The 21,388-nt window shown below is 74.6% G+C and carries 23 protein-coding genes; 14 read left to right on the top strand and 9 right to left on the bottom strand.

Going from position 1 to position 21,388, the window contains the following annotated elements; translation table 11 throughout:
• The first annotated feature begins 6 nt into the window (after positions 1–6).
• Both ACQP1P_RS34375 and ACQP1P_RS34370 read left to right on the top strand, forming a co-directional pair.
• Entirely contained in the window at positions 7–2,196 is a 2,190-nt protein-coding gene (locus ACQP1P_RS34375; protein WP_433077388.1) for a carbohydrate-binding protein, read from the top strand.
• 292 nt (positions 2,197–2,488) lie between these two features.
• Entirely contained in the window at positions 2,489–3,298 is an 810-nt protein-coding gene (locus tag ACQP1P_RS34370; protein WP_433077386.1) for a hypothetical protein, read from the top strand.
• Here the strand turns inward: ACQP1P_RS34370 and ACQP1P_RS34365 are convergent.
• Together ACQP1P_RS34365 and ACQP1P_RS34360 are read right to left on the bottom strand one after the other, a co-directional pair.
• A complete protein-coding gene (locus tag ACQP1P_RS34365) occupies positions 3,279–4,517 on the bottom strand; it encodes a glycosyltransferase (protein WP_433077384.1) in 1,239 nt (412 codons plus the stop codon). The two genes, ACQP1P_RS34370 and ACQP1P_RS34365, sit on opposite strands and share 20 nt — an antisense overlap.
• A gap of 14 nt (positions 4,518–4,531) precedes the next feature.
• Positions 4,532–5,032 carry a flavin reductase family protein gene (locus tag ACQP1P_RS34360; RefSeq protein ID WP_433077382.1) on the bottom strand — a complete coding sequence of 167 codons (501 nt, stop codon included), beginning with the start codon at positions 5,030–5,032 and terminating at the stop codon, positions 4,532–4,534.
• Between the two features lie 141 nt (positions 5,033–5,173).
• Here ACQP1P_RS34360 and ACQP1P_RS34355 point away from each other — a divergent pair, with 141 nt between their 5' ends.
• A complete protein-coding gene (locus ACQP1P_RS34355) occupies positions 5,174–6,154 on the top strand; it encodes a hypothetical protein (protein WP_433077380.1) in 981 nt (326 codons plus the stop codon).
• Here the strand turns inward: ACQP1P_RS34355 and ACQP1P_RS34350 are convergent.
• On the bottom strand, positions 6,151–6,987 hold the full coding sequence (locus ACQP1P_RS34350) for an MBL fold metallo-hydrolase (protein WP_433077378.1): 837 nt from the start codon (positions 6,985–6,987) through the stop codon (positions 6,151–6,153). The genes ACQP1P_RS34355 and ACQP1P_RS34350 overlap by 4 nt on opposite strands.
• A 76-nt stretch (positions 6,988–7,063) precedes the next feature.
• Between ACQP1P_RS34350 and ACQP1P_RS34345 the strand changes: the two genes are divergently transcribed.
• The gene (locus ACQP1P_RS34345; RefSeq protein WP_433077376.1) at positions 7,064–7,564 is read left to right on the top strand and encodes a winged helix-turn-helix transcriptional regulator; all 501 of its coding nucleotides are present in this window, start codon (positions 7,064–7,066) and stop codon (positions 7,562–7,564) included.
• Here ACQP1P_RS34345 and ACQP1P_RS34340 read toward each other — a convergent pair.
• On the bottom strand, positions 7,551–7,940 hold the full coding sequence (locus ACQP1P_RS34340) for a hypothetical protein (protein WP_433077374.1): 390 nt from the start codon (positions 7,938–7,940) through the stop codon (positions 7,551–7,553). The two genes, ACQP1P_RS34345 and ACQP1P_RS34340, sit on opposite strands and share 14 nt — an antisense overlap.
• 53 nt (positions 7,941–7,993) lie before the next feature.
• Between ACQP1P_RS34340 and ACQP1P_RS34335 the strand changes: the two genes are divergently transcribed.
• The 4 genes from ACQP1P_RS34335 to ACQP1P_RS34320 all read left to right on the top strand — a co-directional run bounded on the left by ACQP1P_RS34335 (position 7,994) and on the right by ACQP1P_RS34320 (position 11,635).
• Positions 7,994–8,785, top strand: coding sequence for an SDR family oxidoreductase (locus ACQP1P_RS34335; protein ID WP_433077372.1), 792 nt, complete (start codon positions 7,994–7,996; stop codon positions 8,783–8,785).
• Positions 8,786–8,934: 149 nt separating this feature from the next.
• Entirely contained in the window at positions 8,935–9,624 is a 690-nt protein-coding gene (locus ACQP1P_RS34330; RefSeq protein WP_433077370.1) for a hypothetical protein, read from the top strand.
• 54 nt (positions 9,625–9,678) lie between these two features.
• Positions 9,679–10,401 (top strand): DUF1775 domain-containing protein, encoded by a 723-nt coding sequence (locus tag ACQP1P_RS34325; RefSeq protein ID WP_433077368.1) that lies wholly within the window; start codon positions 9,679–9,681, stop codon positions 10,399–10,401.
• A gap of 163 nt (positions 10,402–10,564) precedes the next feature.
• On the top strand, positions 10,565–11,635 hold the full coding sequence (locus ACQP1P_RS34320) for a Pecanex-like protein 1 (RefSeq protein ID WP_433077366.1): 1,071 nt from the start codon (positions 10,565–10,567) through the stop codon (positions 11,633–11,635).
• A 237-nt stretch (positions 11,636–11,872) separates the two neighbouring features.
• On the opposite strand, the gene ACQP1P_RS34315 is transcribed toward ACQP1P_RS34320, so the two are convergent.
• Positions 11,873–12,250 carry an STAS domain-containing protein gene (locus ACQP1P_RS34315; protein ID WP_433077364.1) on the bottom strand — a complete coding sequence of 126 codons (378 nt, stop codon included), beginning with the start codon at positions 12,248–12,250 and terminating at the stop codon, positions 11,873–11,875.
• 100 nt (positions 12,251–12,350) lie between these two features.
• Here ACQP1P_RS34315 and ACQP1P_RS34310 point away from each other — a divergent pair, with 100 nt between their 5' ends.
• From ACQP1P_RS34310 to ACQP1P_RS34285, 6 genes are all read left to right on the top strand, one after another.
• On the top strand, positions 12,351–13,859 hold the full coding sequence (locus ACQP1P_RS34310) for a SpoIIE family protein phosphatase (RefSeq protein ID WP_433077363.1): 1,509 nt from the start codon (positions 12,351–12,353) through the stop codon (positions 13,857–13,859).
• Entirely contained in the window at positions 13,856–14,851 is a 996-nt protein-coding gene (locus ACQP1P_RS34305) for a cobalamin B12-binding domain-containing protein (RefSeq protein WP_433077361.1), read from the top strand. The genes ACQP1P_RS34310 and ACQP1P_RS34305 overlap by 4 nt, the downstream gene beginning before the upstream one ends.
• Positions 14,852–14,900: 49 nt before the next feature.
• Positions 14,901–15,944 (top strand): MerR family transcriptional regulator, encoded by a 1,044-nt coding sequence (locus ACQP1P_RS34300; protein WP_433077359.1) that lies wholly within the window; start codon positions 14,901–14,903, stop codon positions 15,942–15,944.
• Positions 15,941–16,354 (top strand): hypothetical protein, encoded by a 414-nt coding sequence (locus ACQP1P_RS34295; RefSeq protein WP_433077357.1) that lies wholly within the window; start codon positions 15,941–15,943, stop codon positions 16,352–16,354. The genes ACQP1P_RS34300 and ACQP1P_RS34295 overlap by 4 nt, the downstream gene beginning before the upstream one ends.
• A gap of 72 nt (positions 16,355–16,426) precedes the next feature.
• Complete coding sequence (locus tag ACQP1P_RS34290; protein WP_433077355.1) at positions 16,427–17,569, top strand: thiolase family protein; 1,143 nt, start codon at positions 16,427–16,429, stop codon at positions 17,567–17,569.
• Positions 17,566–18,333, top strand: a complete 768-nt coding sequence (locus ACQP1P_RS34285) for an SDR family NAD(P)-dependent oxidoreductase (protein ID WP_433077353.1) — start codon at positions 17,566–17,568, stop codon at positions 18,331–18,333. The genes ACQP1P_RS34290 and ACQP1P_RS34285 overlap by 4 nt, the downstream gene beginning before the upstream one ends.
• Here the strand turns inward: ACQP1P_RS34285 and ACQP1P_RS34280 are convergent.
• Genes ACQP1P_RS34280 through ACQP1P_RS34265 form a run of 4 tightly spaced genes read right to left on the bottom strand, consistent with a single transcriptional unit; the run spans position 18,313 to position 21,387 of the window.
• Positions 18,313–18,705: a nuclear transport factor 2 family protein gene (locus ACQP1P_RS34280; protein WP_433077351.1), complete on the bottom strand. Its 393-nt coding sequence runs from the start codon at positions 18,703–18,705 to the stop codon at positions 18,313–18,315. The two genes, ACQP1P_RS34285 and ACQP1P_RS34280, sit on opposite strands and share 21 nt — an antisense overlap.
• Entirely contained in the window at positions 18,702–19,679 is a 978-nt protein-coding gene (locus tag ACQP1P_RS34275) for a CaiB/BaiF CoA transferase family protein (RefSeq protein WP_433077349.1), read from the bottom strand. The genes ACQP1P_RS34280 and ACQP1P_RS34275 overlap by 4 nt, the downstream gene beginning before the upstream one ends.
• Positions 19,676–19,984: a DUF4387 family protein gene (locus ACQP1P_RS34270; protein ID WP_433077347.1), complete on the bottom strand. Its 309-nt coding sequence runs from the start codon at positions 19,982–19,984 to the stop codon at positions 19,676–19,678. Before ACQP1P_RS34270 ends, ACQP1P_RS34275 begins: the two co-directional genes overlap by 4 nt.
• Positions 19,981–21,387, bottom strand: a complete 1,407-nt coding sequence (locus ACQP1P_RS34265; protein ID WP_433077345.1) for an acyclic terpene utilization AtuA family protein — start codon at positions 21,385–21,387, stop codon at positions 19,981–19,983. Before ACQP1P_RS34265 ends, ACQP1P_RS34270 begins: the two co-directional genes overlap by 4 nt.
• Between the last annotated feature and the right edge of the window lies 1 nt (position 21,388).

Here is a 21,388-nt window from a genome sequence, read left to right as displayed (position 1 = left end):
GACATCATGCGACGCATCGTCACCGTCACCTCGACGGCGTTGCTCGCCCTGACCGTCGGGGCCGCGCCCGCAACCGCGGCCCCGGCGCATCGGGCCGAGACCGTCACCGGCACCTACTCGGCCGGGGCCGGGCAGGCGTGGAAGCCGCTGCCGGCGGTCCGGGTGGGCGACAACGCCGCCGTCGCCGCCGACGCGACCGTGGTGGTCGACCCGAGCCAGGTCCGGCAGCGCTACAGCGGCATCGGCTTCTCCCTGGACGAGACCAGCGTCTCGAACCTGTGGAAGCTCACCCCGCAGCAGCGCGAGGACGCCGTGCGGCTGCTCGCCGACCCGCGCACCGGGGCCGGGCTCAGCCGCTTCCGGCTCACCATCGGCAGCCCCGACCTCATCGAGCACCTGCCGTTCTGGTCCGAGGACGACCTGCCCGCCGGGGTCACCGACGACTTCGGGCTCCGGTACTTCTCCATCCAGCGCGACATCGACCTGCACATCGTCGACACCATCAAGCTGATCCAGAAGTACAACCCGCGGGCCACGTTCTTCGCCTCGGCGTGGAGCGCGCCCGCGTGGATGAAGACCAACGGCAAGTTCCTCGGCGAGGTCGCGCTGAAGCCGGGCAGCACCACCGACTACTACCAGGTCGGCAGGCTGCGCGACGACTGCATCGACGTCTTCGCCCGCTACTACGCCAAGTACGTGGAGGCCTACGCGCGCAAGGGCATCCGCGTCGACGCGCTCACGCTGCTCAACGAGCCCGGGATGGACGTGGTGTACCCGGCCATGGACATCACCGTCGAGCAGCAGCAGAAGCTCGCGGTCGCCATGCGGAAGTACCTTCCCCGGGACGTCGACGTGTACGTCCACGACTTCAACTTCTGGGACTGGAAGGACCCGGGCAGCACCGAGACCAAGAACTACTACCGCATCCTGAACGACCCGGCCGCGCGCCGGGCCGCGGACGCGATCGCCTTCCACCCGTACTGGGGCGACCCCACCGTCATGCGCGACGCCTACGAGCAGACCGGCAAGCCGGTGCACATGACCGAGACCAGCGACCTCTCGCCGGCCACGATCCTGAGCTACTTCCGGCTCGACGCCAGCTCCTACGTGATGTGGGCGCAGGCGACCGACCAGGACGGCGGCACCCTGCACTGGACGCCGCTGCGTGACAACAACGTGGACTGGGACCAGATCGCGGCCACCACCAAGTGGCCCGACCGCCTCGTGAAGGTCGACACCACGTCCCGCACGTTCACGGTCCGCGACGAGCTCTACGCCATGGGGCAGTTCGCGAAGTACCTCACCCCGCGGCACACCCGCGTCGAGTCCAGCGCCACGGCGAACGGGATCGGCAACGTGGTGTACCGCGACGGCGACGACTTCGTGGCGGTCGTGGGCAACGCGAACACCACGGCCCGCAAGGTCCGCGTCGTGCTCGCCGGCCGGCAGTTCGTCGAGACCGTGCCCGCGGGCGCGTACGCGACGTTCCGCTGGCACGCCGAGGTGCCGTCGGCGCACGGGAACCACGCGCCGGTGCTGTCGCCGGTGGCGGACGTGGTCGCGGACCAGTACACGACGACCACCTTCCGGCTGCGGGCCACCGACCGCGACCGGGACGCGCTCGCGTTCTACGCGGTCGACCTGCCCGACGGCGTGAGCGTGGACGCCGCGACCGGCACCGTGAGCCTGCACCCGACGACGGCGGGCACCCTGGAGCTGAAGTTCCGGGTGACCGACGGCGCCGCGAGCTCCGCGGTGTCCGTGCACGTGACGGTCAACCCGCACGGGGCGCCGATCGGGGAGAAGGTCGAGGCGGAGGCGTACGTCGCCGAGCACGGCTGGACCGACGGCGGCGCGAACTTCGTGGAGAACAACCCCTCCGCGAGCGGCGGGAGGAACGTCGGGTGGACGGCGGCCGGCAACTGGCTGCAGTACCGCCTGGCGGTGGCCCAGGCCGGGACGTACGACCTGGAACTGCGCGTGGCCAACGGCTCCGGCGCGGCGGCGACGGACGCGATCACCTTCCGCGACGCGAACGACCAGGTCCTGGCGACGGTCTCGGTGCCGGACACGGGCGGCTGGGCGAACTACCGGTCCGTCCACACGACGGTCACCCTCCCGGCGGGCGACCAGCTCGTCACCGTGCACTGCGAGACGGGCGGCTTCAACCTGGACTACTTCCGGCTGACCGCCTGACGGCCACGGCCCGCGGCCGGCACGAGGTTGCCTGGTGCCGGCCGCGGACACGGACACGGCCGCGGACACGGACACGGGGGACAGGGTGCGGGTGGCCACGATCCGTCCGACGCCCACGTGCCCACCCTGTCCCGCGGCATGGTGCGGGACAGGGTGGGCCTGCCCGCGCGGTGCCGACAGCGCGCCGGGGTCCTCGGCGTGAGGGCCACCCCTGCCGGCCGGGGCGGGCCGGCCACGCACTAGCATCCGGGGCGGACGCGGGGGGTCGTGTCCCGCGGAAGGATCCACCCGGATGGCCGCCGTAGTTCAGGCTGACCCCGTCATCGTCCCCGCTCGCCCGCGCTCCGTGCTCGCGGCGATCGTCGTGGCGATCACCCTCGCGGCGCTCGGCGCCGGATTCGGGGCCGTGCTCGGCTGGGTCGGCGCGCCCGGCCTGCCCGATGACGACGCCGCCGTGGCGATCGTGGCGCCGGCGGTGCCGGTCGGCGCCGACGGAACCGCGGCCTCCGTCACGGTCGCCGGGCGGATGCCGGAGCTGTTCGGCTACGAGCACCCCGGCGGGGCATGGACGTGGCTCGTGGGCGACACCGGCTACATCGGCGGGGCCGTCTGGCTCACCACGCCCGGCGGGGACGACCCCGCCACCCTCGTGCGCACGATCGGCGACGCGCTCGCGTCCGGCGGGTGGCAGGTCACCGGGGACGTCGTCGCGCGCAAGGGGGCGTGGAGGCTCAGGGTGTACCCGTGGACCGACGGCTCGGTCGTGCTCGAGCTCGGGCGCGCCCGGCCGGGACGGGTCGGGCCGCTGGCGCTGGCCGGATATCTCGCGGGGCTGGCCGTCGGGTGGGCCGGCGGCCGGCGCTTCGCGGGCGGCCCGACGCCGGCCCGGGTCGCGGGGTGGGCGGGCGTCGCGCTGCTGCTGCCCGGGACCGTGCTCACCACCATCGCGCTCATCCCGCCCCAGCCCGACGCGATCTGGGGCGCGTACCTCCTCGTCGTCGTCCGGCTGCTGTCCACCGCGGGCCTCGCGCTGCTCGCCGGGGCCGTGGCGCTCGCGGCGACGACCCGGGTCCGGCGGAAGGTCAGGCGGTGGCGCTCGTGAGGCGCCCGAGCTCGCGCAGCACGGCCCCGGCGCCGTCCTCTTCGGACAGCCGGGCGGCCAGGGCCTCCGCCCGCCGGCGGTAGACCGGGTCGGTCACGGCGGCCGTGAGGGCGTCGGCCAGGCGGCCGGCGGTCAGGCGGCGGATCGGGACCGGGCCCGGGGTCACGCCCAGCAGCCGCAGCCGGTGCGCCCAGAACGGCTGGTCGACCATCACCGGGACCGGGACGTGCGGCACGCCCGCGCGCAGGCCCGCAGCGGTGGTGCCCGCGCCCGCGTGGTGGACGACCGCCGCCACGCGCGGGAACAGCCACTCGTGCGGCACCTCGCCGACGGTCAGGACGTCGTCGGCGTCGACGGTCAGGCCCGACCAGCCGGCGCTCACGATCGCGCGGACGCCCGCCCGGCGCACCGCCGCCGCGACCGCGGACGAGAGCCGGTCGCGGTCGGGGACGGGCATGCTGCCGAAGCCGACGTACACCGGGGGCGGGCCGGCGGCCAGGAACTGCTCGAGCTCGGGGGCCGGCGTGAAGCAGGGCTCGGGCGCCGGCCACCAGTAGCCGACGGGGCGGTACCAGGCCGGCCAGTCCTTCGGGGTGGGCACGACGAGGGGGCTGTAGCCGTACAGGATGGGCCAGTGCTTCGCCTCCTGCGCGCGCAGCCAGGCCGAGGGGGTCGTCCCGGGCAGGCCGAGCTCCCGCCGCAGCTCGCCGACCACGCTGCGGAACGGGCGCTGGCCCGCGGTGAGCAGCAGCGAGGCGAGGCGGCGGTTGCCCCAGCCGCCCAGGTGGCGCCCGGTGAGCGCCGGGGGCGGGAACTCGCGCGTCGGGGTGAGCGGCTGCAGGTACACCCCGAGGCTGGCAATGCCCAGACCCTCCGCGATCACGACGCCGAACCAGCTCGTCGGGGTCACCAGCAGCACGTCGGCCTTGCGGGCGACGGCCAGCATCGCCGTGGCCAGCGGGCGCGCGTGCTCGGCGACGACCTCGTTCGCGGCCATCGTCATGCGCACCAGGCCGCGGTCGGCGAAGCGGGTGCGCAGCTGCTCCTGGGCGTCCATCGGCAGCAGGTGGAAGCCCAGGCCGTGGCCGCGCACGAGCGGCTCGAAGACGGCGTGGGTGGCGATGGTGACCTCGTGACCGGCCTGCTGGAGCCTGACGCCGAGCCCGGTGTAGGGGGCCACGTCGCCCCGGCTGCCGATCGCCGTGATTGCGACTCGCACCGGGCCATCCTCGCCTACTGGGGCTGTGGGCCCCCTGAGTGATGGAACACGTGGAACATGCGGCCGTGGTAGATGAGACGGGCGTCCTCGGCGCCCATGAGCACGCTCGTCACCTCCGCGACCACGACCGTCGACGCGCCGACGGCCACCCGGTGCAGGGGCACGCACCGCATCACCGCCTGCGCGTCGCGCAGCGCCGGCTCGCCCGTCGGCAGCGTCATCCAGCCCTGGCCGGGCGTGAAGCGGGGGCCGCCGGAGCGGGCGAAGTCGTGCGCGAGGTCGGCGTGCCCGGCCCCGAGGAGGTTCACGACGAGGCTGGGCGCGTTGACGATGACGAGCGCCGACGGCGAGTCCATGACCGAGAACGACAGCGCGGGCGGGGCGAGGGAGACCGAGGCGACGCTGGAGGCGGTCAGCCCGGCCGGCCCGTCGGGGCCGGCGACGGAGATGATCGCCACCCCGGTGGGGTAGCCCCGGAACGCGGCCTTGAACCCGGCCACCACGTCACTGTTCACTGTTCCTACCGTAAAACCTCAACCTGAGTTCAGGTCAAGAGCGTGCGACGCCGATCTATTGAGCGGCGCTCCGGCGTTCGGGTCGCGGGGTCTGGCGCAAGGCCGGGACCATTCCGGCACCGCCGTCGATAGCGTTCGGGCGTGTCGGATCCTCAGGACCCGGAGGCCGGTCAGCCGTCCAGCGATCGGGACCGGCTCGATCTGCTCGCCGGCGGCGCCGTGGCCGGCATCGTCGCCGTCGCCGCCGTGCTGGTGTTCCTCGTCGCCCCGGCGCTGCGCACCACGCGGGAGCCGGCCGTCGCGCCGTCGCGCCCGCCACCGGTCGCGGACTCGGCCACGCCCGGCGGGGAGCCGGCCGGGACGCAGCTCGCGTCGTACCCGGTGACCGTGAACGGCGGCTCGGTGCCGCTGGACGACGCCGCCCCGGACCAGGCGCAGTTCGTCCAGCCGTGCTCGGCCGGCGACATCTGCCTCGACCCCGACTCGTGGTCGTTCGTCCCGGTGGGCCCGCAGGTGCGGCAGTACGTCCTGGCGGATCACGCGCCGCCGACGTACCAGGGGTGCAAGTCGGCCACCGTGCTCGCCGCGCGCGTGCCGATCGCCGTGGGGCAGACCTTCTGCGTGCTCAAGCCGGGCCGGGCGGTCGGGGTGGCGATCACGTCCGCGCCGCGCGCCGCCGGCGGCGCGGTCGCGTTCACCGCGACGGTGTGGGCCGACCCGCCGGGCTCCCCGGTGGTGGCCGCGCCGCCGCCGAGCGGGCCGGCCGCCGGGACGCAGGTCGGGGCGTACCCGGTGACCGTGACCGTGGGCTCGGTGCTGTTCGGCGACGGCGGCATCCTGATCGACAAGGACTGCGAGTCCGGGGACCTGTGCGTGGACGGCGACTTCGGATCGCTGGACCCGGTGGGCGTGGCGGTGCGGGCGTACACGCCGGTGGACAATGCGGCGCCGACGTACCAGGGCTGCAAGGCGGCGACCCTGGCCACCGTCCGCATCCCGGTCCGGGCCGGGCAGACGTTCTGCGCGCTGCGCCCCGGCCGGGTGATCGGTGGCACCGTGACCGCCGCGCCGCCCGCCGCGGGCGGGCCGATCATGTTCACGGTCACGATCTGGGCCGACTAGCCGCGGTCCTGCCCGCTCCTGCTCCGCTCGGCGAGGCGCTGGACCTGGCCGTCGTGCACGTCGCTCACCCACTCCCAGCCGGCCTTGGCCGACGGGCCGACCCGCGGGTCGTCGGGGTCGCGGCCCTCGTGCAGGGCGAGCACGTACGCCCGGTCCCGCTCGATCCGGGCGCGCAGCTCATCGGCTCCCCCGGTGGACCCGTGGCCGGGGACGAAGACGTCGACGCCGTCCGCCACGCCCTCCAGCAGCCGCAGCGCGGCGAGGTACTCCTCGATCGGGTCGGCGGTGCCGCCCAGGTCGAGCATCGGCACCAGGACGTCGGAGAGCATGTCGCCGGCGACGAGCACCCGGCGTTCCTCGACGAGCAGCGCGGCATGGCCCTGGGCGTGCGCCTGATGCTCGATGATCCGGGTCCGCGGGCCGTCCCAGGGGATCAGCGCCGTCCCGGCGGGCAGGGCGGTGATCTCGCCGAGCAGGTCCAGCGGGATCTGCTCGGCGATGCCCGTCGGCTCCAGGTGCTCGGCGATGCGGGCCTTGGCGCCCGGGTCGGACAGCTCGTCGCGGATGACGGCCGCGCAGCGGGCCGTGCCGTAGCGCGGGGCCGTGCCGAGCCGGGCGTGCCAGAGCAGGTGGTCCCAGTCCGGGTGCGTCGAGAAGCCGGCCACGACGCTCCGGCCCGACTGCGACAGGTCGGCCGCGAGGCAGGACATCTCGTGGTCCTGCACCCCGGGGTCGACGAGCAGCGCGCCGGCGCGGCCGTGCACGACCACGGCGTTGCTCTGGCAGAACTCGCTCTCGTGGACCAGCACACCGTCCGCGATCTGTCGCAGCACGGGCTCACCTCGTCCCTGTAGTGGTTGCGATCTGCAACCACTATATTGGGGGCGAGGTACCTGTCAAGGAGGAGTCGTGGAACCACGGTCCGGGTGTCCGATCAACGCCGCCGTCGAGGTGCTCGGGGACCGCTGGTCGCTGCTCGTGCTGCGCGACGTCATCTTCGGCGACCGCCGCTACTTCCGGGCGCTGCTCACCGGATCGATCGAGGGCATCGCCTCGAACATCCTCGCCGACCGTCTCGTGCGGCTCGTCGAGGCCGGGATCCTCACCCGCGGCACCGCGGCGCGCGGGCAGCGCGCCCGCTACAGCCTCACCGAGGCGGGCATCCAGACGCTGCCGGTCATCTACGCCCTGGGCAACTGGGGCCTGGACTGGCGCGCGGGCAGCGACGAGCTGCGCGGCCGGCAGCAGCTCATGCGCGACGAGGGGCCGGCGTTCGTCGAGGAGCTCATGGACGAGCTGCGGGAGCGCCACCTGGGCGCCCCGCCGAAGCCGCGCTCCGGCCCGGGACCGCTGGAGCGCCTCGACGCCGCCTACGCCGCCGCGCGGGAACGCGGGCCTAGTCCGGGGTGAACAACCCCTGGAGCCCGACGACGACGGCGACGACGCCGAAGACGGCCAGCAGCAGCGCCCGGCCCGTCGGCCCGTCGGAGGCGGGCGCGGGCTCCGGCGCCCGGCGGCCCGTGATGCGGTCCCACAGCAGGGCCAGCCCGACCCCGATGCCGACGACCTCGAAGTGGAACACGCGCGGCCCGGCGAGCAGGTGCATGAGCAGATAGGCCGCGCCCAGGGCGAGCGCGACGATCCCCACGATCCAGCCCTGCGGCGCGGCGCGGTCCGCGAACCGCCCGAGCTCGTCGCCGACGCGGGGGAGGCGGCGGATGAGCCCGGCGGCGAGCAGCAAGCCACCGGCGATGTTGGCCAGGTCGAGCAGCAGCGCCAGAATCACGCTGCGCATGCTAGCCGCACGCGGCGGCCCCCCGGCGACGGTATGGTGCTGCGATGGATCGCATCGCGCTCGTCACCGGGGCGTCGTCCGGGATCGGGAAGGCGACCGCGGCGGCGCTGGCCGCGCGGGGGTATCGGGTGCTGGGCACCAGCCGCAACCCCGAGGGGCTGAGCGCGGACGGGGTCGAGTTCCGGGCGCTCGACCTCGAGGACGACGCCTCCATCGAGGCGCTCGCGGCCGCCGCCGGGCCGGTGGACGTGCTCGTCAACAACGCCGGGGAGAGCCAGTCCGGGCCGTTCGACGAGCTGCCGATGGACGCGCTGCGGCGGCTGTTCCAGGTCAACGTGCTCGGGCCGGTCCGGCTCGCGCAGCTGCTCCTGCCGGGGATGATGCGGCGCCGGTACGGGCGGGTGGTGATGGTCGGCTCGATGCTGGCGTCGTTTCCGCTGGCGTACCGATCGTCGTACGTCGCCTCGAAGGCGGCGCTCAAGGGCTTCAGCGACGGGGCGCGGCACGAGTACTCGCCGTTCGGCGTGTGGCTGACGACCGTCGAGCCGGGGGCGATCAGCACCGGGATCAGTCAGCGGCGCACCAAGTACGTCTCCGAGGCCTCGCCGCACCGCGCGGAGTTCGAGCGGATGCTGGCCGCGCTGGACCGCAACGAGCAGGCCGGGACCGCGGCCGGGCCGGTGGCCGCGACGATCGTGAAGGCGATCGAGGCGGCGCGGCCGAAGGCGCACTACGCGGTCGGCAGCAACGCGCCGCTGGTGTTCCCGCTGCGCCGGTTGCTGCCGTCGGGGCTGGTCGAGAAGGTCACGCACCGCCGCCACGACCTGCGGCGCTGATCCGTGCGGCCGGGATGCGTCCGGGCTGATCCGTGCGGCCGGGATGCGTCCGGGCTGATCCGTGCGGCCGGGATGCGTCCGGGCCTACTCCCGCCCGTCCGCGGTCTGTCAGGATGGGCGGCGTGTCGATGGCCAGGAGAGCGCTGTGCATGGTGACGGCCGGTAGCGTCGCGGCGACGATGGCGCTCGCGGGGTGCACGGGCGAGGAGCCGGACCCGCGGGGCGCCACCTACACGACCGCGATGCTGCAGGCCGGCGTGCTCGAGCCCGGCGACATCGGGCCGACGTGGAAGCGGCCGGCCGAGTCGGCGCCGCCCACGACGAGCATCACGCCGCTGTGTGCCGGAGTCGCGAAGCGGCCGCCGGTGCCCGGCTCGCCCACCGGCTCGGTCGCCGCGTCGATGGCCGACGAGGGCGACAAGGGCGCGCAGGCGTTCGACCAGCTGGGGCTGGTCTACAAGGACGCGGGCGCGATGGAGGCGGCGTTCGCGTCGCTGCAGGACACGATGGACGCCTGCCCGCCGAGCGCGTCGCGCAGCGCCGGGCCGCGCGACGGCAGCAGCGAGGCCGGGTACAGCGAGACGAGCACGATCGAGCCGCTGGTCTCCGGCGAGTGGAAGGGCTTCGTGACCGTGCGGCACAAGACGTACGAGGCCGCCTATCCGGGATCGGCCGACGTCGCGGTGGCTGTCGTCGGGCGGGGCAACGCCATCGTCGTCGCCAGCTACGCGGTGTACTGGGTGGGGGAGCACACCACCGGGCCCGAGTTCACCACCGACTGGCGGCGGATGGTCGGCACCGTCCTGAGCCGCGTCGATGCCGGGAAACCGGGAAGCTGAAAATATCTTGGGAACGGATTGAACCCTCCGGCTCCCGTCTACGAACAACCCGGTGTGGAGCACAAGCAACGGTGGGCCGTCCGCGCCGTCATCGCCGGAGCCGGTGTCCTGGCCCTCGCCGGGATCGCGGCGCCCGCCGCGGCCGACGTGGTCGTCACGCCGACCGAGGCCGTGCAGGGCGACGGCGCCGACCTGACGCTGCGGATCACGAACGAGAGCCGGACGGCCTCGGTGACGGCGATCGACCTGCGGCTGCCGGCGGACACCCCGATCGCCGAGGTGTACCCGCTGTCGGTCGACGACTGGGCCCCCGCCATGACGAACGAGAAGGTCGACAAGCCCCTCGCCTCGCTGCACGGCTACCAGATCACCGAGGTCACCACCGCGATCACGTGGATCGCGATGCCCGACCGGGCGCTGCCGCCCGGGAAGACGACCGAGTTGTACCTCTCGATCGGCCCGCTGCCGGCCGTGGACCGGCTCGCGTTCGCGGTCGTGCTCACCAACTCCGACGGCACCCGGACGAACCTCACGGTCCCGGCGCTGGCGCTGAAGCCGGGCGAGGGCACCGCGCACGCGGCCGGGCACGGCGAGGCCGAGCCGCAGCCGCAGCCGGTGGCGCAGGCGGAGACCGGCGGCCCGTCATATCTGTTGTGGAGCCTGGTGGCGCTGCTCGGAATCGGCGTTGTCTGCATCGTCAGCGTGGTTCTGCAAAATCGGCGGAAACCCGTTCCAGCGCCGGAGGAAGAATCGAAGGAAATGGTTTCCGCCAGCTGACCGGCCGCATTGCAATGGGTTTTGCGATGGGCCTCTGCCTGCCCGAATGCGGAACTTTGGAACTTCTTTAGGTTGACTTAGTTTATGCTTCGATGGTTGACGACGGTCAATCACGAAATCTACGTTGGCTCACGCCGGACAAAGATTTGAGAGAGGTTCCGTCATGCAGCGCAGGAGCTTTTACGGCGACGAGCCGGAGCGCCCGGCCGACGACGAGCAACGGGCCCCGAACGCCCGCGGCAAGCGAGCGGTCACCGTCATCGCCGCGGTGCTCGCGTTCGTGGCGGGCCTCACGGTCACCCAGATCTCCGAGGCGGCCACCCGCCGGCCGAACCAGAACAACAACGGCTCCAAGGCGTGCCCGACCGCCACCGCCAAGGGCCCCGCGACCGGCGCCGCCGGCGGCACCTCGAAGGCCGCCCCGAAGCCGTCCGCGAGCTCCGCGGCCGCCGCCGACGAGGGTGCGGACCCGGTCGCCGGCAGCGTCCCCAAGCCCGACCAGACCGCGGGCGACGTGAGCGGCGGCAACCAGAACGGCCGCCAGGTGACCAACCACATCGGTGACGGCCAGGTGAACGGCCGGCCGCAGTGGCGCCGCGTCAACCCGAACTGCCCGACCCCGCCCCCCACTCAGGGCGGCGGCGGCTCGACCGCCGTCCCCTCCGCCGGCAGCAGCACCGGCACCACGCTGGAGACGCTGGGCAACGACTGCAGCCAGAGCCGCCTCGCGGCGCACACCGGCTTCCAGGACGCCCCGCGCTGCGTGAGCACCGCGTTCGGCGAGGTCAGCAGCCAGGACAAAAACCCGACGCTGCTCATCACCCGCGCCCCGCAGCGGGTCCGGGTCGGCCAGGCGTTCACGATCCAGGTCAGCACCCGCAACCTGGTCCGCGACCGCTTCCTCGGCGCGGCGGCGGGCGGCTACTACCTCGAGAGCGCGTTCCTCACGCCCGACGGCCTGACCCGCGGCCACTTCCACACCGCGTGCCGCATGCTCGCCAGCACGCGCAGCGCCCCGGACCCGACGGTCGCCCCGGCGTTCTTCGTCGCGACGGAGGACCGCGGCGGCGGCGCCCAGCCCGACGTCGTGACCATCAACATCACGGGGATGCCGACGACGGGGACCGCCCAGTGCGCCTCCTGGGCCGGCGACGGCTCGCACCGCATCCCGATGATGCAGAAGGCGAACGAGATCCCGAGCTTCGACTCGGTGCGGATCACGGTCACCAACTAGCACCACCCGAGGCCCAGCGGCGGACGGCAGGGAACGCTGCCGTCCGCCGCTGCGTGCGCCCGTTGGATCACCCCGCCCGTGCCGGGCGGTCTCCCGCTGCCGCGGCACCCCGCAACACCTCCGCGGCGGCGTCGGGGTGGGCCGGGCGGACCGGCGATGGTTGGCGATGGAGCGTGAGTTCCGTCACCGCAGGCGCCGCCGACGTGGCGCCGCTCGACTGTGATTGCGGGGGGAGCGTCAGGCGGCGCTCGATCCGTCGCTCTCCGCCTCGTCGTGCTCGTCGAACGTGAGGACCTGCGACAGGCCGGTCATCTCGAACTGCTCGGCGATCACGCTCGGTGTGCGGCGAACCACGTAGTGGATGCCGGCCGCGCGGGCGCGTTGCCAGCCGCTCACGATGACGCCCAGGCCGCTGCTGTCCAGGAAACGCAGTCCGGCCAGGTCGAGGGTGACCGCCGCGGGATCGCGCTGCAGCGCGTCGAGCAGGGCCGTGCGCAGGTCGTTCGCGGTGTCGTAGTCCAGCTCGCCCTCGACCGTGACCAGCACGGACCCGCCGGTCGAGCCGGACACCGTGATCTCCAGCGTCGCCGTGTCCCGCTCGTCGCTGATCGTCATCGCGAAGGCCTCCTGAGCACCGAAAGGGTCGCCGCCGTGCCAGCGTAAGCCCAGGAGCGTAGGCTCGCAGGGAACGCGACGGCCACGGATTGGACAACCAATGAACGCACCGATGGGTGCGCCCGACACGGCCGCGCCCGCTCTGGTCCAGCTCCTCGACCACATCGACGAGGGCGTCCTGCTGTGTGACGACGCCGGGACCGTGCTCTACCGCAACCCCGCGGCGGCTCGCCGGCTACCCGCGGTGACGGTTGGTGGACCCAAGCCCGACGGGCTGCACGGCCGCAGGGTCGAGCTCGGCGCCGGGCAGGTGGCGTGGTACCTGAACCAGACAACCGAACGAGCGGACGACCACGCGGCCTTCCTGGCCGCCACCGCGCGGCGCGTCGGCGGCATGCTCAACGCCGACCGGGTCTGCCGCGCCACCGTCGAGCTGGCGGTGTCCTCGCTCGCCGGGGCCGCGCTGCTGGTGCTGCCCACCCGCCGCGACCGCGCCCGCTGCTGGCACGCGGCCGGCCCGGCGCCCGTGCGCCAGGACCAGGTGGCCCTGGCCTCGCTGCCGGCCGCCGTGCGGGACACGCTGGACGGCAACCCGGTCGCGCAGCCGTTCCTGTGGCCGGGCGGCACCCCGTTCCTCGGCGGCGAGGCGACGCCGGCCGCCTGGGTCGTGCCGATCCTCGCCGCGGGCGGGCCGGCCGCCGCGCTCGTGGTCACCGAGGTCGCCGACGTGACCCTGCTGGAGGACTTCGCGGCCCGCATCGGCGCCGCGCTGGAGGCCGCGCAGCTCTACGCGGCCCAGTCCCGGGTCGCCGCGACGCTGCAGGAGAGCCTGCTGCCGGAGCCGCCGGCCCCGGTCACCGGGCTGACCTGGGGGACCGCCTACCGCCCGGCGCGCTCCACGATGCACATCGGCGGCGACTTCTACGGCGCGCACCCGATCGCCGGCGGGGCCATGTTCTTCCTCGGTGACGTCTCCGGCAAGGGCGTCGACGCGGCCGTGCTGACCGGCCAGGTCCGGCACAGCCTCCGCGCGCTGCGCCGCATCGAGGACGATCCGCAGCGGCTCCTGCACGTGCTCAACGACATGCTGCTCGAGGGCGTCCCCGACGGCCGGTTCGCCACGATGGTCCTCGGCACCGCCCAGCCCCGCCCGGCCGGCGGGATCCGGCTCACCCTGGCCGGCGGCGGGCACCTGCCCCCGCTCGTGCTGCGCGCCGACGGCACCGTCGAGACGGTCACGCTGCGCGGGATGCTCGTCGGCGTCACCGACGAGGCGGTCTTCGGCCGGCGCACCCTGCACCTCGCGCCCGGCGAGACCTGCCTGCTGTTCACCGACGGCGTGACCGAGGCGCGGGGCGGGCACCGGGGCGCGGAGATGTACGGGCTGCGCCGCCTCACCACCGCGCTCGCGGGCTGCGCCACCATGCCGGCGCCGGCCCTGGCCGAGCGGGTCGAGCAGCTCGCGATGGACTGGCTGGGCGGCCGCGAGCACGACGACATCGCGGTGTTCGCCGTGCGCGCCGAGCCCGTGCGGACGTCGCCGCGCCACCTGCACTCCGTGCACCAACCCGCGACCGTGCCCAAGTCCCCGGCGGTGACCGTGTCGTGACGGCCTACGACGACTACCTCTCCTGCCTCGCCGAGGCCGACGAGGAGGGGGCCGTCGCGGTGGCCCGCGGGATGGTGGACGCCGGCACCGACGCCGAGCGGGTGCTGCTCGAGCTCGTCGCCCCCGCCCAGCGGCAGGTCGGCGAGTGGTGGCAGCGCAACGAGTGGAGCGTCGCCCAGGAGCACGCGGCCACGCACATCAGCGAGCGCGTCGTCGCCGTGCTGGGCCACGGCGCCCGCGCGACGGGCAAGGGCCGGGTCGTCGTCGCCTGCCTCGACGGGGAGTGGCACGCGCTGCCGGCCCGGATCGTCGCCGAGGTGCTGCGGCTGCGCGGCTGGCAGGTGACGTTCCTCGGGGCCAGCGTCCCGGTGGCGCACCTGGTCTCCTACCTGCACCAGCAGGACGTCGACGCCGTCGCGCTCAGCTGCGCCCTGGCGCCGCGGCTCCCGGCCGCGCACCGGGCGGTGCAGGCCTGCCGGCGCGCCGAGGTGCCGCTCATCGTCGGCGGGCGCGGCTTCGGCCCGCACGGCCGCTGGGCGCGGGCGATCGGCGCGCGCTGGGCCGCCGACGCCACCGGGGCCGCGGACCTGCTGGACGACCCGGCCGTGCTGCGCCCCGAGGCGGCGGGCGCCCTCGTCCACCTGGCCGACGACGAGCACACCTCGCTGCTCAAGCGCCGCGGCGACCTCGTGGACGAGGCGGCGGCCGAGCTGCAGCGCCGGTTCCCGCCGATGCGCGACTACTCCGACGCCCAGCTCGACGCCACCATGACCGACCTGGCGCACATCGTGGACTTCCTGGCGGCGGCCGTCTACGTCGACGACCCCGAGCTGTTCACCGGGTTCCTCGCCTGGACGGGGGAGGTGCTGGCCAGCCGCGGGGTGCCGGCCGCGAGCCTGGCGATCCCGCTGGAGCGTTACCGCGGCATGCTGTACGACTTCCCCCGCGCCGGCACGATGATCGACGCGGGGCTGGCGCAGCTGCGGCGGTAGACGCCGACCGCGTGGCGCGCTTGACCTTCGGGTTGGTTGAAGGCCCAGGATGCAGGGCGTGGAGGAACACGACGAGCGGGTGACCATCGGGGCGTTCGCGCGCGCCGCGGGCGTGACGACGAGCGCGCTGCGCTTCTACGACGAGTGCGGGCTCGTGCGCCCGGCGTTCGTGGACGCGGGCACCGGCTACCGGTACTACTCGCTCGGCCAGCTCGACGACGTGCTGTTCATCCGGCGGCTGCGCGAGGCCGGCCTGCCGCTCGTCGATGTGCGGCGCGTGCTCGACGGGCCCGCCGACGAGGCCGAGGCGCTGCTCACCCGGCACCTGCACGCGATGGAGGAGGCCGTCGCGGCCACCCGGGAGCTGCTGCGCGGGCGGGGCCTGGCGGTGCGCGGGGCGCTGCTGGCGGAGGCGATCGGGCAGGTGAGCCCGGCCGCGGCCGTGGGCGGGGCGTTCGCGGTGCTGGGCGGGGTGCTGTTCGAGGCGGGCGAGGGCGAGGTGCGGCTGGTGGCGACCGACCGGTACCGGCTCGCGATCCGCTCGCTGCGCGCGTCCGGCTCGGCGCCGCCGGCCCGGGCCACCGTCGCGGTCGCGCGGCTGGCGCAGGCGCGGTCGTGGATCGCCGGCCAGGACACCGTCCGGCTGCACATCGGCGGCGGTGAGGTCCGGCTCGGGGATCGGGTGCTGCCGGCGTTGCCGGGGGAGTTTCCCGAGTACCGCGCCATCCTCGACGGCCTGCCCGAGCCGGTCGTGCGCGTCGTCGCGCCAAGGGAGGCCCTGCTGCGCGCCCTCGGCAATGCCCCCACTGATGTCCCCGCCGATGACCGCGGCGACGACCCCGACGCCGGCATCGACCTCACCGTCGACGGCGGCCTGCACGTCGGCGGCGCGGCCGTCCCGGCGGAGGTCAGCGGCGGCCCGATGGCGCTGCGGTTCCAGTTCCGCACGCTGTACCCCGCCGTCGCCGCGAGCATCGGCCCCGACGTCCTGCTGCGCATCGCCGCGCCGGATCTCCCCGTGGTCGTGCGCTCCGCCGACGACACCGACCTCACGACCCTGGCCATGCCGACGAAGACCGAGGAGCACGCATGAGCGACGACATCATGGCCCGGGTGGGTGCCGCGATGCGGCTCGACCGGGCCGAGGCGCGCGACGCCCTGGCCGCCCTCTGGGACGAGACCGAGGACCCGCTGCCCCGGTGCGCCATCGCGCACCACGCGGCCGACCGTCAGGACGACGCCGAGGCGGAGCTGGCCTGGGACGAGCGCGCCCTGGAGGCGGCCGCCGGGCTCCCCGCCGAGCAGCGCGACAGCTTCCTGCCCTCGCTGCACCTGAACCTGGGTGACGTGCACCGGCGCCTGCACCATGTCGAGGCCGCCCGCGAGCACCTGGCGGCCGCCCGGGCCAACGCGCACCACCTGGCGCAGGACGAGTACGGCGCGATGATCCGCGGCGGCATCGAGAACCTGGCGCGGAAATTGGCGGGGACCACCGACGCGTGAGATTGGCCGCGCCTATCGACCGATCCGCCGTTCGTCTTTGTGCGCGCGGCGGCGGCCCGGTGGGATGGGAGCATGGAGTCCTCGCGTGATGCGGTGATCGTCGACGCCGTGCGTACCCCGATCGGCAAGCGCAACGGCGCCCTCGCCGAATGGCACCCCGTGGACCTGGCGGCCGAGGTGCTCACCGCGCTCGTCGCGCGGACCGGGATCGAGCCGGCCGCCGTCGACGACGTGATGTTCGGGTGCGTCAACCAGCTCGGCGACCAGTCCACCAACGTCGGCCGGATGGCGGCGCTCGCGGCCGGGTGGCCCGAGGCGGTGCCCGGCGTGACGATCGACCGGGCGTGCGGCTCCAGCCAGCAGGCGCTGCACTTCGCGGTCGCGAGCGTGCTGTCCGGGCTGGCCGACGTGGTCGTCGCGGGCGGGGTGGAGATGATGACGCGGGTGCCGCTCGGCTCGGCCCGCGCGACCGGCATGCCCTACGGGCCGAGGGTCCGGGCCCGCTACGCGCGCGAGGCGTTCAGCCAGGGCGAGGGGGCCGAGATGCTCGCCGAGCGCTACGGGCTGTCCCGCACCGCCTGCGACGAGTTCTCGGTCCGCTCGCACACCCTCGCGGCCGCGGCCACCGACGCCGGCGCCTTCGCGGGCCAGCTCGTCGCGCTGCCGTCGCTGAGCGCCGACGAGGGCATCCGGCGCACGTCCACGGTGGACACGCTGGCGAACCTCAAGCCGGCGTTCCGCGAGGACGGCGTCATCCACGCCGGGAACTCGTCGCAGATCTCCGACGGCGCCGCGGCCATGCTCGTGACCACGAGCGAGCGGGCCCGCGCGCTCGGGCTCCGGCCGCTCGCGCGCTTCCACAGCGGCACCGTCGTCGGCGACGACCCCGTCGTGATGCTCAGCGCGCCCTGGCCCGCCACGCACAAGGTGCTCGCCCGGGCCGGCCTCGGCATCGACGACATCGGCGCGTTCGAGATCAACGAGGCGTTCGCGCCCGTCCCGCTGGCCTGGCTGGCCGAGACCGGGGCGAAGCCGGAGCGGCTCAACCCCCTCGGCGGGGCCATCGCGGTCGGGCACCCGCTCGGCGCGTCCGGCGCGATCCTCATGACCCGGCTGCTGCACCACATGCGGGACAACCGGATCCGGTACGGCCTGCAGTCCATGTGCGAAGCCGGCGGCATGGCCAACGCGACCATCGTCGAGCTGCTCCCGTGACGGACCTGCACGGCCGCCGGGTCCTGGTGACCGGTGGGTCGCGGGGCATCGGGCGGGCGATCGTCGAGGCGGCCGCGGCGGCGGGCGCGCACTGCGCGGTGCTCTGCCGCGACCCCGCCGGCGCGCAGGGCCTGCCCGCCCGCTCGGTGCACGCGGCCGACATCACCGACCCGGACGCGTGCGAGCGCGCCGTGCGCGAGGCGGCCGACGCCCTCGGCGGCCTCGACGTCGTGGTGAACAACGCCGCCCGCGTCTCCGGCGGCGCCGCCGACGGGCTGTTCACGACCACGGACGGGCTGCTGCGGGCCGACTTCGAGGAGAAGGTCGTCGGATACCTGCGCGTGGTGCGCGCCGCGGCCGGCGCCCTGCGCGCGAGCGGCTCCGGCCGCGTGGTGAACATCGGCGGGGAGGCAGCCCGGATCGCCCGGCACAACGTCAGCTCCGGCGTGCGCAACGCCGCCCTCGTGCACCTCACCCACTCGATGGCCCGGGAGCTGGGCCCGCACGGGATCACCGCGAACGTCGTGCAGCCCGGGGTCGTGCTCACCGCCGACGTGCGGGCGATGCTCCTGGCCGGCGCGCCGGACGGCACCGACCCGGACGAGCATCTGCGCCGGCTCGCCGCGCGCCAGTCGCTGCGCCGGTTCGTCGAGCCGGCCGAGGTCGCCGCGGTCGTGGTCTTCCTGGCCTCCGCCCCGGCGTCGGGCCTGACCGGGCAGGTCCTGACCGTGTCGGGCGGGACCTCAGCCGCGGTGCACTACTGAGAGCCGCTTGGCCGCGAGCACGAGCCCGCCCGGGGTCCGCCGCACCAGGTCGTCGTAGCGGCCCCAGGTCTGCACGATCCGGTCCGGCGCGGGCCGCGACATCGCGTGGAACAGCGCCCGCACCGGGAACGGGTCGCCGTCGCCGAGCACCTCCACGTTGGACAGGAAATGCAGGACCGGGCCGGGGTTGGCCGCCCAGTAGCGGGTGAACACCGCCACGAACGCCTCCGCGCCCGTGTGCGCCACCCCGTCGGCGCCGACGAACTCCACGTCGTCGGCGACGATGGAGCGCAGCAGGCCGGGGTCACGATCGTCGACGCCGCGGCAGTAGGCGGCCTGCAGCGCGGCGACGTCGAGCACGAGCGGGTTCATGAGGCCATCCTCCGCGACGCGAGCGCGGGATGCGCGGGCGCCTCGCCGGGCGTCAGCACCGGGGTCACGCAGGCCTCGACGTTGTCGAACGCCCGCTCCCACTCGGCGCGGGTCCGCCCGGCGAAGATGCGGGCCAGCTCCTCCCGCTGGGCGGGCCAGCGCGCGCGGTCGTGCTGGGGCCACCGCGCGGGGTCGAGGCCGAGGGTCGCGAGCAGCGCCGCGTAGAACGCCGGCTCCAGGGCGCCGACGGCCATGAAGCCCCCGTCGGCGGTCCGGTAGGTGCGGTAGCACGGGGCCCCGCCATCGAAGATGTTCGACTCCCGCTCGTCCGTCCACAGCCCCGCCGCGCGCATGTCGCGCAGCAGCGTGGTCAGCGAGACGACGGCGTCGACCATCGCCACGTCGAGCACCGCGCCGCGGCCGGTGCGGGCCCGCTCCAGCAGCGCCGCGAGGACCCCGATCACCAAGTACGTCCCGCCGGCGCCGAAGTCCGCGAGCAGGTTGAGCGGCGGCAGGGGCGGCCGGTCGGCGGGGCCGGTCGGGTGCAGCGCCCCGGCGACGGCGAGGTAGTTGATGTCGTGCCCGGCCCGGTGCGCCCAGGCGCCGTCGTGGCCCCAGCCGGTCATGTGGACGTAGACGAGCGCCGGGTGCTCGGCGCACAGCGCGGCCGGGCCGAGCCCGAGGCGGTCCACGACGCCGGGGCGGTAGGGGTCGACGAACACGTCCGCGTCGGCGACGAGCTCGCGGACCGCCGCCAGGCCCTCGGCGGACTTGAGGTCGGCCGTGACCGTCCGGATGCCGGTGTACCGCGAGTCGAGCCGGACCGGCAGCCCGGAGACCCCGTCGCCGCCGCCCGGGCGATCCACCCGTACGACGTCGGCACCCAGATCCCGCAGGAGCATGCCGGCGAACGGGGACGGGCCCGCCCCCGCGAGCAGCACGACCCGGACGCCGGCGAGCGAGCCGCGGCTCACGGGCGGCGCAGCGACAGCAGCGGCACGAACTGGGCCGCGCTGTCCAGGTCGGTGTCGTCGGGGCCGCCGGCGACCGTCCGGCGCGGCATCGTCACCTTGATGGCGTTCGCCGCCGGGTAGTCGATGACCTGCACGGTGGCCGGGTCCACGCGCAGCAGGGCGGCGACCGCCTCCGCCGTGACGGCGCCGGAGTCGCGCCAGGACCGGTACGCCTCCTCGGTGCGGAACACCATGTCGGCCGAGACCAGGAAGGCGCCCGCGTTGCGGGTCCGGAACGTGCTGCAGTCGCTGCGGATGTCGCTCATGACGTGACCATCTCCCGGGTGCCGGCCGAGTCGCTGACCTCGAGCGTGAAGGGTTCCATCGGGTGATCGAGCGCCGCGCCGTGCCAGACGCTCCAGGTGAAGACCGCTCCGACGTCCACGACCGAGGGGGCGTAGGCGAGGGCGCCGTTGGCGGAGTTGGCGACGCCGGGCACGCGCACGCCGTGCATGAAGAACGGCATGGCGCCGGAGACGATCTCGTGCGCGAGCTCCTGCTCGGCCGCGACGGCCTCGGCGACGAGCCCGATCTCGTAGCAGCCCTCGTGCCCGTTCGCGGCGTTGGGCTCGGCGTCACCGAGCACGGCGTCGTAGCCGTAGCGGCGGAAGCCGAAGGTGTACGCGTCGCGGTCGAGCCCGTAGCGGTCCTGCGCGGTGCGGTGCACGAGGTCGGTGATGGCCGCGGTGTACTCGGCGACGCCGCGCACCACGGCGGGGTCCCGCACGCCGAAGAGGCACATGCTGCGGTAGCCGAGCTGGTCCACGCCCTCCAGGCGCACGCTGTAGGGCTCGGGCCGGAACGTCGCGCCCTCCACCCGCACCGAGTGCTCGTCGAGCTGGATGTAGCGCGCGGCGGACGTGTCGAGCGTGCCGGGCGGCTCGCGCAGGAGGTAGGGGGTGGCGTTCTCGTACAGCATCTGCGCGGCGACCGACCGCACCGTGCAGCGGGAGCGCCCGCCGACCGGGCGCACGGTGAAGCCCTCGTCGTCGACCTCGCCGACGATGCACTCGCCGGCCCCGATCGGCTCCTCGATGGCGTACCCGCACTCGACGGTCTTGCCCATGTGCCAGGCCGGCCCCGGCGCGATGCCGCGCATCAGCGGTACGGCGGCATAGATGGCCGCGTCCGACGAGCGGCCGGCGAGCACGATCTGCGCGCCGGCGTCGAGGGCCTCGGCGTAGGGCTCGGGGCCCATCATCGCCACGATGCGGGCCGCGCGCCCGACGCCCTCCTCGGTCAGCTCCGGCCGGCCGTCGAGGCCCCACGTCCGCCCGCCGCGGACCTTGCCCAGCACCCAGTCCTTCGGCTGCTCGGTGCGGATCGTCGCGATGCGGGCGGTGCGGCCGGCCGCGGCCAGGATGTCCTCGACGATGCCGCGGAACCAGGCCAGCCCGGCGTCGCTGCCGGTGAACCCGGCCGAGCCGATCAGCAGGGGCACGCCGATGTCGAGCGCGCCGAGCACCATGCGCTCGAGGTCGCGGCGGGTCTGCCGGTAGCCGGCCCAGGACTTGGCCGCCCCCAGGTAGTACGGGCCCCAGTCGGTGGAGCCGGCGTCGCAGGCGATGAAGTCGGGCCTGGTCCGCAGCGCGGCGTGGAACGATTTCGTGGAGAAGCCGCCGCCCATGACGGCGGCGGGTGCGATGAAGCGCACCTTCGAACTGGGCATG

Origin of the sequence: Dactylosporangium sp. CA-052675 (genome assembly GCF_050947935.1) — a bacterium.
Taxonomy (GTDB): Bacteria; Actinomycetota; Actinomycetes; order Mycobacteriales; family Micromonosporaceae; genus Dactylosporangium.
This window is presented reverse-complemented; position numbering and strand designations above follow the sequence as displayed.

What these genes read in the sequence shown, in the direction of transcription:
- ACQP1P_RS34375 (WP_433077388.1), top strand. Translation starts at nt 7, where the DNA reads ATGCGACGCATCGTCACCGTCACCTCGACGGCGTTGCTCGCCCTGACC.
- ACQP1P_RS34370 (WP_433077386.1), top strand. Translation starts at nt 2,489, where the DNA reads ATGGCCGCCGTAGTTCAGGCTGACCCCGTCATCGTCCCCGCTCGCCCG.
- ACQP1P_RS34335 (WP_433077372.1), top strand. Translation starts at nt 7,994, where the DNA reads ATGGATCGCATCGCGCTCGTCACCGGGGCGTCGTCCGGGATCGGGAAG.
- ACQP1P_RS34330 (WP_433077370.1), top strand. Translation starts at nt 8,935, where the DNA reads ATGGTGACGGCCGGTAGCGTCGCGGCGACGATGGCGCTCGCGGGGTGC.
- ACQP1P_RS34320 (WP_433077366.1), top strand. Translation starts at nt 10,565, where the DNA reads ATGCAGCGCAGGAGCTTTTACGGCGACGAGCCGGAGCGCCCGGCCGAC.
- ACQP1P_RS34315 (WP_433077364.1), bottom strand. Translation starts at nt 12,250, where the DNA reads ATGACGATCAGCGACGAGCGGGACACGGCGACGCTGGAGATCACGGTG.
- ACQP1P_RS34310 (WP_433077363.1), top strand. Translation starts at nt 12,351, where the DNA reads ATGAACGCACCGATGGGTGCGCCCGACACGGCCGCGCCCGCTCTGGTC.
- ACQP1P_RS34300 (WP_433077359.1), top strand. Translation starts at nt 14,901, where the DNA reads ATGCAGGGCGTGGAGGAACACGACGAGCGGGTGACCATCGGGGCGTTC.
- ACQP1P_RS34295 (WP_433077357.1), top strand. Translation starts at nt 15,941, where the DNA reads ATGAGCGACGACATCATGGCCCGGGTGGGTGCCGCGATGCGGCTCGAC.
- ACQP1P_RS34290 (WP_433077355.1), top strand. Translation starts at nt 16,427, where the DNA reads ATGGAGTCCTCGCGTGATGCGGTGATCGTCGACGCCGTGCGTACCCCG.
- ACQP1P_RS34280 (WP_433077351.1), bottom strand. Translation starts at nt 18,705, where the DNA reads ATGAACCCGCTCGTGCTCGACGTCGCCGCGCTGCAGGCCGCCTACTGC.
- ACQP1P_RS34270 (WP_433077347.1), bottom strand. Translation starts at nt 19,984, where the DNA reads ATGAGCGACATCCGCAGCGACTGCAGCACGTTCCGGACCCGCAACGCG.
- ACQP1P_RS34265 (WP_433077345.1), bottom strand. Translation starts at nt 21,387, where the DNA reads ATGCCCAGTTCGAAGGTGCGCTTCATCGCACCCGCCGCCGTCATGGGC.